Consider the following 15001-nt stretch of genomic DNA (forward strand, 5'->3'; position numbering starts at 1 on the left):
TGACTTTTGGGAGGTTTCGGGGATGAGGCGGCGGTTAGTCGTGGCAGCGGCGCTGCTCCTGCTGACCGCCACGGCCTCCGTGCCGCTGGGGCTGTCCATGCCGCCGCTGATCGTGCGCATCGCGTACGAGATCGAGCAGCGCGGGATCGTGTACTCCTGGGGCGGCGGCCACGCGGCGTCCCCCGGGCCTTCCAAGGGCACCTGCAGGGGTTACCAGGGCCGCATCAGACCCTGCCCGGCGGCCAGGACGCGCGGGCTCGACTGCTCGGGGTTCGCGCGGTGGGTGTACGCGCTGGCGCACGGCGAGGACGTGCTGGGGCCGGGGAACACCGACGACCACGTACGCAAGATGCGCCGGGTGTCCTCTCCCCGGCCGGGGGACCTCGTGTTCTTCGGGAAGGTCGGCAAGCGGTTGGTCAGGACCCATCACGTGGGTGTCTACCTGGGCGGCGGGAAGATGATGAACGCGCCGGAGACCGGGGCCGTGGTGCGGGTCGACGAGATCAGGCGGAAGAAGGACTTCGCCGGGTTCTACCGGTACTGAGTTGGGATTCGTACCGATTCGGTATGCCTGGTAACGCGTGGGACAGGGCAAAAATGAGAGACCCCACGGCTAATCTGTGCCGCTATGGACAGGCGATGGGTCGGGCTCGACGGCTACGAGGTGGTCGGCGCGGTGCGGGCGGGGCGGCAGGTGCTCCGGGTGCGCAAGAACGGGTGGCTGGTCGCTGACTGCACCTCCGTGGCAGAGGTGGCCAGGCACGTCGATCTGGCGGATCTGTGCGAGGTGATCGAACTTCCCGTGCGGCGGCGGGCGCGGACGTCGGCGGCGGCCGGAACGAGTTCGCATCATCGCTGAGTGCCGTGTATGGTTACACCTGTCCGCAGCGCCGGACAGGCCCCTATAGCTCAGTCGGCAGAGCGTCTCCATGGTAAGGAGAAGGTCAACGGTTCGATTCCGTTTGGGGGCTCGCACTTCACGCCCGACCCGGGAGTTCACGGGGTCGGGCGTTTCGCGTTGTGCGGGGCGCGCTCGCCCGCTACCCGGGCGGCGGCTGGTTCTCCCTCCGGCTCCTCCACCACCGGAAGAGCGCCGCGACGTATGGAGCAGCTTGTGCGTTCAAGCCCGAGATTTGGGATGTGGCTGATGGGCCGCGTCGCGTCGGATCCATAGCCTTGGAGAAATGGCAAGGTCAACCTGGATCGCTGCAGTGGCCGTGATCGTCGCCATCGCCGTGACGGCCGGCGCCGCCCTGGCGATCGGGATCCTGCTGCTGACCACTCGGCACGGGCGTCAGAGCCCGCAGATCGCCGCGTCCATCCGCGGCTCCGGCTCGACGGCGCAGAAGGGCGCGATGGACGCCTGGCGCGCCGACTTCGAGCGCACGCACCCGGGGCTGCGCGTGATCTACGAGGCCACCGGGTCGGGAGCGGGCATCAGGGACTTCATCGCCGGCCGCAGCGCGTTCGCCGGCTCGGACGTCCCGATGAACCCGCAGGAGCAGGCGCTGGCCGACCGGCGCTGCGGGGGCCGTGCCGTGCATCTGCCCATGGTGGTCGGTGCCATCGCGCTGGCCTACAACCTGCCGACCGTGCCGGACCTGAAGCTCTCGCCCGCCACGCTGACCGGCATCTTCAGCGGGCGCATCACCAGGTGGGACGCGCCGCAGATCGCCGCCGACAACCGCGGCAGCCGCCTGCCGCCCACCCGGATCCGCGTCTTCCACCGCTCCGACGACTCCGGCACCACCCACAACTTCCTGTCCTACCTCAAGGCGGCCGGCAACTGGCCGCACCAGCCGTCCAGGAGGTGGAACGGCTCCGGGGAGGGCGTGGTGAGCTCCAGCGGCATGGCGCAGGCCGTCGAGCACCGCCGGCATTCGATCGGGTACGTGGAGTACGCCTTCGCCAGCAGCGCCCGGCTGGAGGTCGCGCAGATCCGCAACGCCGCGGGGCAGTTCGTCGCGCTCACGCCCGAGAGTGCCAGCATGGCGTTGAAGGGCGCCACGAGCGCCGGTCGCAAGGACGATCTCGTGGTGCGGCTCGACTACCTGACCGAGGTCCCCGGCGCTTACCCGCTCATCCTCGCCACCTACGAGATCATCTGCGCGAACAGGAACGACCCGCTGGTGCGTACCTTCCTGAACTACACCGCCAGCGACGCCGGCCAGACCTACCTCCCCCTGTACGGCTACGCCATGCTTCCCGACGACCTCCTGGCCAAGGTCCGCGCGCGGCTCGGCGCCACGACCTGAGCGGGCGGGCGGCGGCCGGTGTGCGGGGAGTTCGCGACCGCTGCTACGCTGAACACCCCTCGGGGTGGGACGGCAGACGGGGCTGCCGGGTATTTGATTTCGGTTGTCGGGGGTTCCTGAGGCATACTGGGAGCACCCCACCTGACCGGGTGAGTTACGAATGTGCTCGCCGTGTCGGGTATCCTCTACGGGCCGGGTCTTTCCGGCTCAAAGGCGGAGTAGCTCAGTCAGGCAGAGCAAACGGCTCATAATCGTTGTGTCGCCGGTTCAAGTCCGGCCTCCGCTACTGCCCCAACCCAGGTCGCCAGGCCTGGGTACGGGCGTGTCCATGTCCCGAACGTAGAAAGGCACTCCCAAGTGGCTGCCACCGACGTTAGGCCGAAGATCACGCTGGCCTGCCAGGAGTGCAAGCACCGCAACTACATCACGCGGAAGAACCGGCGCAACGACCCGGATCGGCTTGAGCTGAAGAAGTACTGCCCCAACTGCCGCTGCCACCGCGCGCACCGCGAGACCCGATAGGGCCTCCGGGCAGGGCTTCTGCCCTCCTCCTGACATATCGCACAGCCGGCGTCCCCTAGCAGGGCGCCGGTTTGTCGTGTTTTCCGGGGTTCTCGCCCCGTGTGCGCCCCCGTGCATGTCCCGGGCAAAAAGCAGCCCATCCCCAGCGACAGCCGAACCTTGTTCTGTTAGCGTCGGCCCCATCAGCGCTGGGACGACGGAGACATGCGAGGGAGCAGCGATGGCCTTGAACCGTGACTTCGTGGGCAGGACCTATCCGCCGAGTGCCCCGTACGAGGTCAGCAGGGTGAAGATCAAGGAGTTCGCGGCCGCGATCGGCGACAACAACCCGCTCTACCGCGACAGGCAGGCAGCCCAGGCCGCCGGGTACCCCGACGTGATCGCGCCGCCCACGTTCCCCATCGTCTTCAGCCTGCAGAGCGGCGGAGAGGCGCTGGTGGATCCCGACCTGGGGCTGAACCTGGCCATGGTGGTCCACGGCGAGCAGCGTTTCGAGTACGTGCGGCCCGTCCACGCCGGCGACGAGCTGGTCATGACCTCCACGATCACCGACATCCGCACCGCCGGCCGCAACGAGGTGCTGACGGTCAGGAGCGACATCCGGACGGTGCAGGGCGAGCCGGTGTGTGTGACGTACAACACGATCGTCGAGCGCGGAGGGGCGGGCTGAGATGACTGCCACGGTGAGGTACGACGAGGTCGAGGTCGGGCAGGAGCTGCCGGCTGCGGAGTACCACGTGCGCCGGGTCAACCTGGTGATGTACGCGGGCGCGTCGGGGGACTTCAACCAGATCCACTGGAACGAGCGCTTCGCCAGGATGGTCGGGCTGCCCGACGTGATCGCGCACGGCATGTACACGATGGCGCAGGCCGGGCGGTTCGTCACGGACTGGGTGGGGGACCCGGGAGCGGTGGTGGACTTCGGGGTGCGGTTCTCCTCGATGGTGGTCGTGCCCGACGACGATCGGGGGGCGACGATCTCGGTGAGCGGGGTGGTGGAGGAGAAGCTCGAGGACAAGAGGGTGGTCGTCGGGCTCACCGCCAGATCGGGCGACGCGAAGGTCCTGTCGAAGGCGCGGGCCGTGGTCCAGCTCTCGTGATAGGGCGGGCGGCTTCCGGGTAGCGCGTGTCCGTATGAATGATGCTGCGCGACAGGTCTGGCCGACGGTTCGATCCATCCCCGTGTCCGCGGTGACCGATGCCAAGCCGCCCGGCCACCTGCGGCCCGCGCGGCTCGAAGAGGTGGCGGGCGGCACCGGCACCGGCCGCGACACGGCAGGCGGCGCGACCCTCGGCGGTGGCGGGCGGGCGCCCGGGGTCGGCACGGCGGGCACCCGGGCCAGGGGGGAGCACGCCAGGCTGAACCCCGCCGCCGAGCTGGGCTTCTCCGGGGATCCCGGGCAGCACGGCGATCCGGGTGACGAGATGTTGCACGCCCAGCGCGTCTGGGACGGCACGCTGGCCACCAACCGCCTCGACGACCAGGGCGTCAACAGCGAGCGGCAGCGCATGGAGACCAAGGACGTGACGGTCGGCGTGGGGCTGCTCGTGGACGGCTGGCCCGAGGACGTACGCAGGTGCCTGCAGTCGGTCGTGGACCACACCGACGCCCGCGTGCTCGCCCTCGACCTGGGGAACGTGGACGGCGCCGGCGACGTGCTGCGCGAGCTGGCCGAGCTGCACCCGGAGCGGATCGCCGCCTGGCACGTGGCAGAGCGGCCGCACTGGCGCGGCGGCACCGCGACCTGGGGCGAGGGCCGGGCGAAGCTGCTGCGGTTGGACGAGTCCGAGGTGCACGTGCTGATGGACACGGACGTGGTGCTGCGGGGCGACGCGCTCACCCCGCTGGTCGCGGCGGTCGTGTCAGGCGCGGTGGCGGCGGGCTGGCGCGGCCTGGAGCCGTCGGACGGCGCCACCACCCGGACGAGCATCGGCGTCGTGCCGCAGTGGCGGCAGGGGCCGGGCGGCGAGGGGCCCGAGTGGCGGGAGGCCGGGCCGGGGAAGGTGCGGGCGCTCACCGGAGGGCTCCTGGCCGTGCGCAGGGCGCCGGCGATCGGCGCGTTGCCCGAGGACGCCTGCTACGGCGCGTACGCCGATCTGGAGCTCTCGCTGGCCCTGCCCGGCGACCTGGTCGTCCCCGTCGAGCCGCCGCCGGTGGAGCGGCTGGGCCGGCACGACGTGCCGCCCGACTACCTCGACCGGGAGTCCCGGCGCAACTACGACGGGGTGCTGCGCATGCTGAGCGCCTCCTGAGCCTCTCCTGAGGCACGACGGGGTGCTGCGCATGCCGAGCGCCTCCTAAGCTAGGTGCTCATGGAGATGCTCGCGCCGTACACCACGCTGCGCATGGGCGGGCCCGCCCGTGACTTCGCCGAGGCGACCTCGGCGGAGCAGCTCGTGTCCCTGATCGCCGAGGCCGACATGAACGGCGTCCCCACGCTGGTGCTCGGCGGGGGCAGCAACGTCGTGGTGTCCGACGAGGGCTTCGACGGGCTGGTCGTCAAGGTCGCCACCGAGGGCGTGGCCGTCTCGCGCGACGGCGAGCAGGTCGTGCTGGTGGTCGAGGCGGGCGAGGACTGGGACCGGCTGGTGTCCCGCGCGGTGGCCGAGGGCTGGTCGGGCATCGAGTGCATGTCCGGCGTGCCCGGCCTGGTGGGCTCGACGCCCATCCAGAACGTCGGGGCGTACGGGCAGGAGGTCGCCCAGACCATCAGGTGCGTGCGGGCCTACGACCGGCGTACCCGGCAGGTGGTGGACCTGGAGGCGCGGCAGTGCGGGTTCTCCTACCGCGACAGCCTCTTCAAGCGTGACCTGAGCCGGTACGTGGTGCTGGCGGTGACGTACGCGCTGGACCTCTCGGAGCTGTCCGGCCCGCTCGCGTACGAGGAGCTGGCCCGCAGGCTGGGCGCCGAGGCGGGCGGCCGGGTGCCGCTCGACCGGGCCCGTGCGGCCGTCCTGGAGCTGCGCAGGGGCAAGGGCATGGTGCTCGACCCCGCCGATCCCGACACGCGCAGCGCGGGCTCGTTCTTCACCAACCCGGTGCTCACGCCGGAGCAGGCGGCGGAGCTGGCCGTGCGCGCGCCGGGGCATCCGCACTGGGAGCTGCCCGGCGGGCTGATCAAGGTGCCGGCGGCGTGGCTGATCGAGCAGGCGGGCTACCCGAAGGGGTACGAGCGCGGCCCCGTACGCATCTCCACCAAGCACACGCTGGCCCTCACCAACCCGACCGGGAACGCCACCGCGGCCGACCTGCTGGCCCTGGCCAGGGAGGTGCGCGACGGGGTGCGCGAGAAGTTCGGGGTCACGCTGGTCAACGAGCCGGTGCTGGTGGGCTGCGGCCTGGGGGAATAGGCGGCCTGCCGGGGCTGTTATGGTGGGTTGGAATTACCGAAGGGGAGTAGTCCCAATCGCGTGATCGACATACTGGCGCCTCCGGGCGCCCGGTCGCGCGGGCCTTCGACGGGCGGACGAGACCTTCGGCCTGGCAGTCATGACAAAGACGCTGCCGGGCCGAAGTCGTGCCCGAAAACTTCTCCCCGGGTGCCTGCTTCCGGCCTGGTCGCGCGGAAGAGGACCGTTGGAAGCGTTCTGGATCAGCACCGTCGCCATCTTCGTGGCCGAGCTCGGTGACAAGAGCCAGCTCATGGCGATGACGTTCGCCACCCGTTTCAAGGCCTGGACCGTGATCCTCGGCATCACCGTCGCCACGGCCGTGGTGCACCTGCTCAGCGTGGCGCTGGGCGGGCTGGTCGGCGACTGGCTGCCGACCACGGCGATCTCGATCGTGGCGGGCCTGGCCTTCCTCGGCTTCGCCCTGTGGACACTGCGCGGTGACGAGCTGACCGAGGAGGAGTCCAAGAAGGCCCAGCGCACCACCAGGAACGCCCTGATCGCGGTGACCGTGGCGTTCTTCCTGAGCGAGCTGGGCGACAAGACCATGCTGGCCACCATCACGCTGGCGACGCGCTACGACGACTGGGTCGGCACGTGGATCGGCTCGACGGTGGGCATGGTGGCGGCCGACGCGCTGGCGATCCTCGTGGGACGCCTGCTGGGCAAGCACCTGCCGGAGAAGGCCATCAAGTACGGCGCCGCCGCCGCGTTCGCCGTCTTCGGCCTGATCCTGATCGCCGAGGCGATCTTCTAGGACAGCAGCGAGAGCCGGTGGGCGGCCGCGGCCGCCTCGCCGCGCGTGGTGACGCCGAGCTTGGCCAGGATGTTCGACACGTGCACGCTCACCGTCTTCGCCGAGATGAACAGCTCGGCCGCGATGTCGCGGTTGGTCCGCCCCTGGGTCACCAGGCGCAGCACCTCCAGCTCGCGCGGCGTGAGCAGCTCGGACGGCTCCTGCGCCGGCTGGAGCCCGCCCACCCGGCGCGACAGCGCCTCGATGTCGGCCACGAGCGGGGTCGCGCGCAGCGCCTGGGCCAGCGGGAGCGCCGTCTTGAGCCGGGTCGCCGCGCCCTCCCTGTCGCCCCCGGCCGCGGCGCTGCCGGCCGCCCGCAGCAGGGCCTTGGCCTGGTTGTGCGGGCGCCTGAGCCGCTCCCAGGCCGCCGCCGCGGCGTCGAAGTCGCCGGAGTACGACAGCCGGTAGGCCTCCACGACCGGCCCGATGACGGTCAGCTCGGCGGCCACCTCGGCGGCGTGCTTGCGTACCGCCTCGGTCCGCGCGGGCTCGGCGTCCTGGGCGGCGTCGCAGACGACGCGGAGCAGGGCGAGCAGCCGCCAGCCGAGCATGGCCTTGCTCGGCTGCCGGGGGCGGGCGAGCACCCGCTCCGCCTCGTCCAGCGCGGCGGCGGGATCGCCCGTGGCCAGCCGCCAGCGGATGCGCAGGCGGGCGTTGTTGACCAGGTCCTGGACGAACTCCTCCTGGTGGTCCTTGAACACGCCGATCTCCGCCAGCAGGGCCTCGACGAGCTGCAGCTCGCCCCTGGCCATGGCGATGTCGGCGCGCACGCGCAGCAGGGCGAGCCGGTGGCGCAGGACGGGGCCGTGGCTGAGCGCGCTCTCGACGATCTCGATGGCCTCGTCCCAGCGGCCGAGCACCTCCATCGACTCGGCCCAGTTGTTGGCGATGAACAGGCCGCTGCCGCGCAGCCGGCCGTACTTCTTGGCGATGCCGTAGCCGTCCTCGGCCAGGCGCAGCGCCTCTTCCTCGCGGCCCATGTCGAGCAGCGCGTCGACGTTGTTGCCGAGCGCCCGGGTGATCAGGCGCGGCGAGCGCTCCTCCCGGCCGATCCGCAGCGCCTGCTCGTTGAGCGCGATCGTCTTCTCCGTCTCGCCGTTGAGCGAGTGGCCGAGCGCCTGGTTCATCAGGAGGTCGCCTTCGAGGCAGCGGTCGCCGTACTGCCTGGCCAGGCGCAGGCCCTCGGCGACGAGCCCGCGGGCCTCCTCGATCTGGCCGCGCAGCATCAGGTGGCGGCTCAGGTTCATGACGACCTCGGCCCGGTCGGGGCTGTCCTCGGGGACGAGCTGCAGCGCGTGCCTGAGGTCGTCGATGACGCCGGTCTGGTTCTTGGAGTTCTTGAACGCGGCCCTGCGCTTGATGACCTGGGCTACCCGCTCCGGCTCCGTGGCCTCGTCGAGCTGCGACAGCGCCGCCTTGACGAACTTCAGACCCCTGTCCACGTCGCCGCCGGCGCTGGCGGCCTCGGAGGCGCGCTCCAGCACGGCGGTGTGGTCGGCGCCGATGAGGTCGGCGGCGTCGGGCACCCGGACCCAGAGCATGAGCACGCGCTCCAGCAGCTGGACGGCCTCGGTGTACGCGTACGCCTTGAACGACTTCTGCGCCGCCTCCCAGGCCGAGATCAGGGCCCCGCGGTCGTCGCGGGCGCCGTACCAGTGGTGTGCCAGCTCGACGGCGGCGCGGCCGGGCGGGACGAGCCTGCGGTCCTTGGAGATCTCCTCGGCGAACCTGGCGTGCAGGCGCTGGTGCTCACCCGGCAGCAGCTCGTCGTGGACGGCCTCGCGGATGAGGGAGTGGCGGAAGACGTAGGCGCGGTTGTCGGCGATCTGCAGCACGTTGCGGGCGATGGCCGGGCGCAGCGCGCTCTCCAGCTCGACGTCGGACAGGCCGCTCACGGCCGCCAGCAGCGCGTGGCCGACGCGGTTGCCGCCGGCGGCGGCCACGCGCAGCACGCGCTGGGTCTCCTCGGGCAGCCGCTCGACGGTGCCGAGGATGAGGTCCTGCATGGACTCGGGGAACGTGCAGTCGACGCCGCACTCCAGCAGGGCCTCGACGAACAGCGGGATGCCCTCGCTGCGCTCGTAGACCTGATCGACCGCGCCGTACTCGGAGACCTTGCCGAGGATCGCGGTCATCTGCTGCGCGACCTCGTCGCGCGACAGGCGGGGCAGGTCGAGCCGGTGCACGCCGTTGACGCGGCCCAGCTCGGCCAGGACCGGCCTGAGCGGGTGCTGGCGGTGCAGGTCGTCGGACCGGTACGTCATGACCATCAGCACCTGCGGCGCGTGCAGGTTGCGGCTGAGGAAGGCGATGAGGTCGCGGCTGGAGCGGTCGGCCCAGTGGATGTCCTCGATGACGAGGATGGTGGGGCGGCTGTCGGCCAGGCGTTCGAGGAGGGTGAGGAACTGCTCGAACAGGCGCGCGCGGCCCGTGTCGGTCTCGCCGTCGCCGTTGGGCTCCCCGAACTCGGGCAGCAGCCTGGCCAGGTCGCGCTCGGCGCCGTCGGGCAGCAGCCCCGCCACGGCCGCCGGGCCCTGCTCGCGGACGAGCTGCCGCAGCGCGGCCGTGAACGGCGCGTACGCCAGACCCTCGGTGGACAGCTCCACGCAGCCCCCGAAGAGCACGTGGGCGCCGTCGGCGGCGCGCTGCTCGGCGAACCGCTGGACGAGCCTGGTCTTGCCGACCCCGGCCTCGCCTCCCAGCAGGACGGCCGTCACGGTGCCGCGTTTGGCCTCGAGGAAGCTCTCCGACAGAGCCGCCAGCTCCTCTGCCCGCCCGACGAAGACGGGACTGACAGATCGTCCCCGCATGTCGTCCAGCATGTCATGCCACTTCCGGTGCTTTCGACGGTTTTATGGCGGTTGTGAGGCCCGGCCGCGAGCGAGGATGCGGCCGGGCTCTCGTGGGGTGATCATGAGGAACGGCGCTTGCCGAAGAACGAGCGGCGCTCGCTCTTGTTGCCGCGCTCCGCCTCGAGTACGCGGCGGTGGTGTGCGGCCGCCCGGCGCAGCTCGCTGGCCTGACTCTTCATGAGCTCGAATTCGATCTCGGGGTTCATGGTGTTTCTCCTGATGTTTCGTGCGTCTTCCTGACACCTTTAATGCTCGGTCTAAGGCCCACCCCGCCACATCGGGTGGATGCCTTATCTCTGGTGTGCGTAGGGCTCCGGCATACCTAGGACCGGGCCCCGGGTGCCCTAAGGTGGTCCGGTTTGGAGGTAGTGGCCCTGGTCGGCGATGCTGTCTAGGTGTCAACTGTGACTACCTCGCTCGCGGACGTCGCCTCGTCCGACGCGGCGTTGCGAGCATTCCTGCAGGGCCTGCCCGGGGTCGACCGGGTCGGCGCGGACCAGCGGGCGGCGATGCTGGGCACCCGTTCGATCAAGACCACGGCCAAGGCGCAGGCCATTGACCTGGCCATCTCGATGGTCGACCTGACCACGCTGGAGGGAGCCGACACGGCCGGCAAGGTGCGCGCGATGTGTGCCAAGGCCGTGCGGCCCGGCGGCGGCGCGCCCTCCGTGGCGGCCGTCTGCGTCTATCCCGACCTCGTCCCCGTCGCCGTCGAGGCGCTCAGGGGCACGGGGATCAAGGTCGCCTCGGTGGCCACCGCGTTCCCCAGCGGGCGCACCTCGCTGGAGGTCAAGGTGAGCGACACCGCGCTGGCGGTGTCGGCCGGGGCCGACGAGATCGACATGGTGATCGATCGGGGCGCGTTCCTGTCCGGGCAGTACATGAAGGTCTACGAGGAGATCGTCGCGGTGAAGGCGGCCTGCGGGGCGGCCCACCTGAAGGTGATCCTGGAGACCGGCGAGCTGTCGACCTACGACAACGTGCGGCGCGCGTCCTGGCTGGCGATGCTGGCCGGCGCCGACTTCATCAAGACCTCCACCGGCAAGGTGTCACCGGCCGCCACTCCGCCGGTCACCCTGATCATGCTGGAGGCCGTGCGCGACTTCCGCGACGCGACGGGCCGCCAGGTCGGCGTGAAGCCGGCGGGCGGCATCCGCACCACCAAGGACGCCATCAAGAACCTCGTGCTGGTCAACGAGACGGCCGGCGACGACTGGCTGACCCCCGACTGGTTCCGGCTCGGCGCCTCCTCGCTGCTGAACGACCTGCTGATGCAGCGCCAGAAGCTGGCCACCGGCCGGTACGCGGGTCCCGACTACTTCACCCTGGACTAGACGATGTTCGAATATGCACCGGCACCCGAGTCGCGCGACATCGTCGATCTGAGGTCGTCCTACGGGTTGTTCATCAACGGCGAGTTCGTCGAGGGCTCCGGCACCTCGTTCAAGACCGTCAACCCCGCCACCGAGGAGACGCTGGCCGAGGTGGCCACCGCCACCTCCGACGACGTCGACCGCGCCGTGCAGGCGGCGCGCAAGGCGTTCGGCGTCTGGAGCGCGCTGCCCGGCGCCGAGCGCGCCAAGTACCTGTTCCGCATCGCGCGGCTGATCCAGGAGCGGGCCAGGGAGCTGGCCGTGCTGGAGTCGCTCGACAACGGCAAGCCGATCCGCGAGTCGCGCGACGTGGACCTGCCACTGGTCGCGGCGCACTTCTTCTACTACGCGGGCTGGGCCGACAAGCTGCAGTACGCCGGGTTCGGCCGGAGGACGGCAGACGGGCAGAGCGGCACCAAGCCGCTCGGGGTGGCCGGGCAGGTCATCCCGTGGAACTTCCCGCTGCTCATGCTGGCCTGGAAGATCGCTCCCGCGCTGGCCTGCGGCAACACCGTGGTGCTCAAGCCGGCCGAGACGACCCCGCTGACCGCGCTGCTGTTCGCCGAGATCTGCCGTCAGGCCGACCTGCCGCCCGGCGTGGTGAACATCGTCACCGGCGCGGGCGAGACCGGCGCCGCCCTGGTGGCCCACCCCGACGTGAACAAGGTGGCCTTCACCGGCTCCACCGAGGTCGGCCGGATCATCGCCAGGTCGGTGGCCGGCACGAACAAGAAGCTCACCCTGGAGCTGGGCGGCAAGGCCGCGAACATCGTGTTCGACGACGCCGCCATCGACCAGGCCGTGGAGGGGATCGTCAACGGGATCTTCTTCAACCAGGGTCACGTGTGCTGCGCCGGCTCGCGGCTGCTGGTCCAGGAGTCGATCCAGGAGGAGCTGCTGGCCGCGCTCAAGCGGCGGCTGGGCACGCTGCGGCTGGGCGACCCGCTGGACAAGAACACCGACATCGGCGCGATCAACTCGGCCGAGCAGCTCGCCAAGATCCGGCAGCTGAGCGACCTGGGCGAGTCCGAGGGGGCCGAGCGCTGGTCGCCCGCGTGCGAGCTGCCCGGCAAGGGGTTCTGGTTCCCGCCGACGCTGTTCACCGGGGTGGCGCAGTCGCACAGCATCGCCAGGGAGGAGATCTTCGGCCCCGTGCTGTCGGTGCTGACCTTCCGCACCCCCGCCGAGGCCGTCGAGAAGGCCAACAACACGCCGTACGGGCTGTCGGCGGGGGTGTGGACCGAGAAGGGCTCGCGCATCCTGTGGATGGCCGACAGGCTCAGGGCCGGGGTGGTCTGGGCCAACACGTTCAACAAGTTCGACCCGGCCTCGCCCTTCGGCGGGTACAAGGAATCGGGTTACGGGCGCGAGGGCGGGCTCGCCGGGCTGGAGGCCTACCTTGATGTGTGAGCACCGCCGGGCCCGCCGCCGTCAGCGGCGCGCCGAGGCCACCAGGGGGCACGCCTTCGCCAGGGCCGGCCGGCCCGTACGCACCGGCTGGTACGCCCACCGCTGCGGCGTGAGCCGGTGCGGGCAGGTCTTCGTCCCGGTCCAGATGTCGCAGGAGTCCACGTGGAGGGGGCGGGGCGATGAGTAGGTTGTCCGTCAAGAAGACCTACAAGCTGTACATCGGAGGGGCGTTCCCGCGCTCTGAGAGTGGAAGGTCCTACCCCGTGACCTCGGCCAAGGGCGAGTTCCTCGCCAACGCCTCGCGGGCCTCGCGCAAGGACGCCCGCGACGCGGTGGTGGCCGCGCGCAAGGCGTTCCCCGGCTGGTCGGGGGCGACCCCGTACAACAGGGGGCAGATCCTCTACCGGGTCGCCGAGATGCTGGAGGGGCGGCGCGCGCAGTTCGCCGAGGAGCTCGGCGGCGGCAAGCGCGCCGCGCTGGAGCAGGTGGACGCGGCCGTCGACCGGCTCGTCTGGTACGCGGGCTGGTCCGACAAGATCGCCTCGGTGCACGGGGCGGCGAACCCGGTGGCCGGGCCCTACTTCAACCTGTCCACGCCGGAGCCGACCGGCGTGGTGGCCGTGGTGGCGCCCGCCGACCCGCTGCTCGGGCTCGTGTCCGTGGTCGCGCCGGTGATCGTGACCGGCAACACCAGCGTTGTGATCGCCTCCGAGCCCGCGCCGCTGGCGGCGATCACCCTGGCCGAGGTGCTGGCCACGTCCGACCTGCCGGGCGGGGTGGTCAACCTGCTCACCGGCAAGCAGGCCGAGCTGGCGCCCTGGCTGGCGGCGCACATGGACGTCAACGGCCTCGACCTGACCGGGGTCGCGGACGCCGACCTGGCGTTGACCTGCGAGCAGGCGGCGGCGGAGAACCTCAAGCGGGTGTCGCGGCCCGTTCGGGAGGACTGGGCGGCCGATCCGGGGATCGGCCGCATGACGCGCTTCCTGGAGACCAAGACCGTCTGGCATCCGGTCGGCATCTGAGCGCGCGGCCCGGGGCCTCAGTACTCCTGGTACAGGCCCCGGGCCCGCAGGTCTGCGACGAGGTCGGCCGGCAGCGCGCGGCAGTCGTTGACGTGGATCTCCTTCAACGACGGGAAACCGGTGATCGCGCCCAGATCGCTCAGCCTGGAGCAGTGGTCGAGGTCGAGCCTGCGCAGGGAGGGCAGGCGCTCGACGTCGCCGAAGGTGCGCAGCTCGTCGGTGTAGGCCACGTGCAGCTCCTCCAGGTGGAGCAGCCCCGAGAACGGGGTGAGGTCTTCGAGCTGCTCCAGCCCCTGCAGCGTCAGCTCGCGCAGGGCGGGCATGCGGGCGAGCGCCGAGAAGTCGCGCAGGTCCTCCGCGTAGGCCAGGTGCAGCTCCGCCATCGACGGATGCCCTTCGAGCCCGTCGAGCGAGGTGAGCCGCTGGTCCCTGTCGATGGACAGCCGCTCCAGCGCGGGCAGCCGCGACAGCGGGCGCAGGTCGGGCAGCGGGGAGGGCGGCAGGCCGAGAGCGGTGAGCCGGGGGTGATGGCCGAGGCCGTCGAGGCTCTTCACCTTCGTGCTGCCGCCGAGCCAGAGCGTCTCCAGCTCCGTCATGACGCCGATGCCGTCGAGACCGGTCAGGCGGGTGCTGTGCAGGCTCAGCGTGGTCACCGAGCCGAGGTCGTGGAGCCCCTCCAGGGTGGTGATCTTGGTGCGGCTCAGGTCCAGCTCTCTCAGGCGGCGCAGCCCCGACAGGCCGCGTACGTCCTCGATGAACCGGCATCCTTCCAGATCGAGCTCTTCGAGATCGGGGAAGGCCGCGCCGAACCCGTCGACGCTGCCCACGCGGGTGCCGCGCAGGTCGAGCCGGCGCAGGCGGTGCAGGGCGAACAGCGGGGTGACGTCGCTCACCTGGCGGCAGTTGGGCAGCAGCAGCGTCGTCAGCCCGGTGAGCGCGGACAGCGGCTTCAGGTCGCTGAGGGCGGCGCAGCCGTCCAGATCCAGCACGCGCAGGCCGGTCAGCGCGGACAGCTCCGACAGGTCCGTCAGCGACTTGCAGTGGTCGAGGGTCAGGCTCTCCAGCATCGTCAGGTGACGCAGCCCCGTGAGCGAGCCCTGCCTGCGCAGCACCAGCTCGGTACGCCCCTCGGCGTCGAAGGCCGGGGCCAGCACGTGCTCCGCGAAGCCGTCGGGGTCGAGGGCGTCGGGCCAGAGCCTGAGGAGCTTGTCCGTGGACGGCTTCGCGATCTCGGCGTAGTCGGCGGCCAGGGCGAGCGCGTCACGATCCCGGCTGCCCAGCACGAGCCGCCGGACGGCCTTCCAGGCGTTGTCCGGAGACGCTGTCGCCAGCTTGGCGCGCAGGGCGGTCAGGTCTGAAGGTTGGATCATGACCCGAG

General features: G+C 71.0%; 16 protein-coding genes and 2 tRNA genes. 15 read left to right on the plus strand and 3 right to left on the minus strand.

Annotated features, from left to right (window positions below):
- Window positions 1-22: 22 nt before the first annotated feature.
- From AB0I79_RS50180 to AB0I79_RS50230, 11 genes are all read left to right on the plus strand, one after another.
- Window positions 23-544, plus strand: coding sequence for an NlpC/P60 family protein (locus AB0I79_RS50180; RefSeq protein WP_357889867.1), 522 nt, complete (start codon window positions 23-25; stop codon window positions 542-544).
- 84 nt (window positions 545-628) lie between these two features.
- The gene (locus tag AB0I79_RS50185) at window positions 629-859 is read left to right on the plus strand and encodes a transposase (RefSeq protein ID WP_357889870.1); all 231 of its coding nucleotides are present in this window, start codon (window positions 629-631) and stop codon (window positions 857-859) included.
- A gap of 39 nt (window positions 860-898) precedes the next feature.
- Window positions 899-971 (plus strand) — tRNA-Thr (locus AB0I79_RS50190).
- A 213-nt stretch (window positions 972-1184) separates the two neighbouring features.
- Window positions 1185-2255 carry a phosphate ABC transporter substrate-binding protein PstS gene (pstS, locus tag AB0I79_RS50195; protein WP_357889873.1) on the plus strand — a complete coding sequence of 357 codons (1071 nt, stop codon included), beginning with the start codon at window positions 1185-1187 and terminating at the stop codon, window positions 2253-2255.
- Window positions 2256-2467: 212 nt separating this feature from the next.
- Window positions 2468-2541, plus strand: a tRNA-Met gene (locus tag AB0I79_RS50200).
- A 71-nt stretch (window positions 2542-2612) separates the two neighbouring features.
- Window positions 2613-2777, plus strand: a complete 165-nt coding sequence (rpmG, locus tag AB0I79_RS50205; RefSeq protein ID WP_019632658.1) for a 50S ribosomal protein L33 — start codon at window positions 2613-2615, stop codon at window positions 2775-2777.
- 220 nt (window positions 2778-2997) lie between these two features.
- The gene (locus AB0I79_RS50210; protein ID WP_357889876.1) at window positions 2998-3447 is read left to right on the plus strand and encodes a MaoC family dehydratase N-terminal domain-containing protein; all 450 of its coding nucleotides are present in this window, start codon (window positions 2998-3000) and stop codon (window positions 3445-3447) included.
- A 1-nt stretch (window position 3448) separates the two neighbouring features.
- Window positions 3449-3877, plus strand: a complete 429-nt coding sequence (locus AB0I79_RS50215) for a MaoC family dehydratase (protein WP_357889879.1) — start codon at window positions 3449-3451, stop codon at window positions 3875-3877.
- A 91-nt stretch (window positions 3878-3968) separates the two neighbouring features.
- Window positions 3969-5030, plus strand: coding sequence for a hypothetical protein (locus AB0I79_RS50220; protein ID WP_357889882.1), 1062 nt, complete (start codon window positions 3969-3971; stop codon window positions 5028-5030).
- 60 nt (window positions 5031-5090) lie between these two features.
- Window positions 5091-6128 (plus strand): UDP-N-acetylmuramate dehydrogenase, encoded by a 1038-nt coding sequence (locus AB0I79_RS50225; RefSeq protein WP_357889884.1) that lies wholly within the window; start codon window positions 5091-5093, stop codon window positions 6126-6128.
- A gap of 226 nt (window positions 6129-6354) precedes the next feature.
- A complete protein-coding gene (locus AB0I79_RS50230; protein ID WP_357889887.1) occupies window positions 6355-6924 on the plus strand; it encodes a TMEM165/GDT1 family protein in 570 nt (189 codons plus the stop codon).
- On the opposite strand, the gene AB0I79_RS50235 is transcribed toward AB0I79_RS50230, so the two are convergent.
- Both AB0I79_RS50235 and AB0I79_RS50240 read right to left on the minus strand, forming a co-directional pair.
- Window positions 6921-9773 carry an AAA family ATPase gene (locus AB0I79_RS50235; protein WP_357889890.1) on the minus strand — a complete coding sequence of 951 codons (2853 nt, stop codon included), beginning with the start codon at window positions 9771-9773 and terminating at the stop codon, window positions 6921-6923. The genes AB0I79_RS50230 and AB0I79_RS50235 overlap by 4 nt on opposite strands.
- A 101-nt stretch (window positions 9774-9874) precedes the next feature.
- Entirely contained in the window at window positions 9875-10021 is a 147-nt protein-coding gene (locus AB0I79_RS50240) for a hypothetical protein (RefSeq protein WP_185110566.1), read from the minus strand.
- Between the two features lie 198 nt (window positions 10022-10219).
- Here AB0I79_RS50240 and deoC point away from each other — a divergent pair, with 198 nt between their 5' ends.
- The 4 genes from deoC to AB0I79_RS50260 are packed head-to-tail and all read left to right on the plus strand — an operon-like array spanning window position 10220 to window position 13623.
- Window positions 10220-11149, plus strand: a complete 930-nt coding sequence (gene deoC, locus AB0I79_RS50245; protein ID WP_357890140.1) for a deoxyribose-phosphate aldolase — start codon at window positions 10220-10222, stop codon at window positions 11147-11149.
- Window positions 11150-11152: 3 nt separating this feature from the next.
- A complete protein-coding gene (locus AB0I79_RS50250) occupies window positions 11153-12598 on the plus strand; it encodes an aldehyde dehydrogenase family protein (protein ID WP_357889892.1) in 1446 nt (481 codons plus the stop codon).
- On the plus strand, window positions 12591-12785 hold the full coding sequence (locus tag AB0I79_RS50255; protein WP_148433332.1) for a hypothetical protein: 195 nt from the start codon (window positions 12591-12593) through the stop codon (window positions 12783-12785). Before AB0I79_RS50250 ends, AB0I79_RS50255 begins: the two co-directional genes overlap by 8 nt.
- On the plus strand, window positions 12778-13623 hold the full coding sequence (locus tag AB0I79_RS50260) for an aldehyde dehydrogenase family protein (RefSeq protein ID WP_357889894.1): 846 nt from the start codon (window positions 12778-12780) through the stop codon (window positions 13621-13623). The genes AB0I79_RS50255 and AB0I79_RS50260 overlap by 8 nt, the downstream gene beginning before the upstream one ends.
- 17 nt (window positions 13624-13640) lie before the next feature.
- Here AB0I79_RS50260 and AB0I79_RS50265 read toward each other — a convergent pair whose 3' ends face one another.
- Complete coding sequence (locus AB0I79_RS50265) at window positions 13641-14993, minus strand: leucine-rich repeat domain-containing protein (RefSeq protein WP_357889897.1); 1353 nt, start codon at window positions 14991-14993, stop codon at window positions 13641-13643.
- Between the last annotated feature and the right edge of the window lie 8 nt (window positions 14994-15001).

Source organism: Nonomuraea sp. NPDC050202 (genome assembly GCF_040656115.1).
Taxonomy (GTDB): Bacteria; Actinomycetota; Actinomycetes; order Streptosporangiales; family Streptosporangiaceae; genus Nonomuraea.

Coding starts and splice junctions, on each gene's coding strand:
- AB0I79_RS50180 (WP_357889867.1), top strand. CDS start 23: ATGAGGCGGCGGTTAGTCGTGGCAGCGGCGCTGCTCCTGCTGACCGCC.
- AB0I79_RS50185 (WP_357889870.1), top strand. CDS start 629: ATGGACAGGCGATGGGTCGGGCTCGACGGCTACGAGGTGGTCGGCGCG.
- pstS (WP_357889873.1), top strand. CDS start 1,185: ATGGCAAGGTCAACCTGGATCGCTGCAGTGGCCGTGATCGTCGCCATC.
- AB0I79_RS50210 (WP_357889876.1), top strand. CDS start 2,998: ATGGCCTTGAACCGTGACTTCGTGGGCAGGACCTATCCGCCGAGTGCC.
- AB0I79_RS50215 (WP_357889879.1), top strand. CDS start 3,449: ATGACTGCCACGGTGAGGTACGACGAGGTCGAGGTCGGGCAGGAGCTG.
- AB0I79_RS50225 (WP_357889884.1), top strand. CDS start 5,091: ATGGAGATGCTCGCGCCGTACACCACGCTGCGCATGGGCGGGCCCGCC.
- AB0I79_RS50235 (WP_357889890.1), bottom strand. CDS start 9,773: ATGCGGGGACGATCTGTCAGTCCCGTCTTCGTCGGGCGGGCAGAGGAG.
- AB0I79_RS50240 (WP_185110566.1), bottom strand. CDS start 10,021: ATGAACCCCGAGATCGAATTCGAGCTCATGAAGAGTCAGGCCAGCGAG.
- AB0I79_RS50250 (WP_357889892.1), top strand. CDS start 11,153: ATGTTCGAATATGCACCGGCACCCGAGTCGCGCGACATCGTCGATCTG.
- AB0I79_RS50255 (WP_148433332.1), top strand. CDS start 12,591: ATGTGTGAGCACCGCCGGGCCCGCCGCCGTCAGCGGCGCGCCGAGGCC.
- AB0I79_RS50260 (WP_357889894.1), top strand. CDS start 12,778: ATGAGTAGGTTGTCCGTCAAGAAGACCTACAAGCTGTACATCGGAGGG.
- AB0I79_RS50265 (WP_357889897.1), bottom strand. CDS start 14,993: ATGATCCAACCTTCAGACCTGACCGCCCTGCGCGCCAAGCTGGCGACA.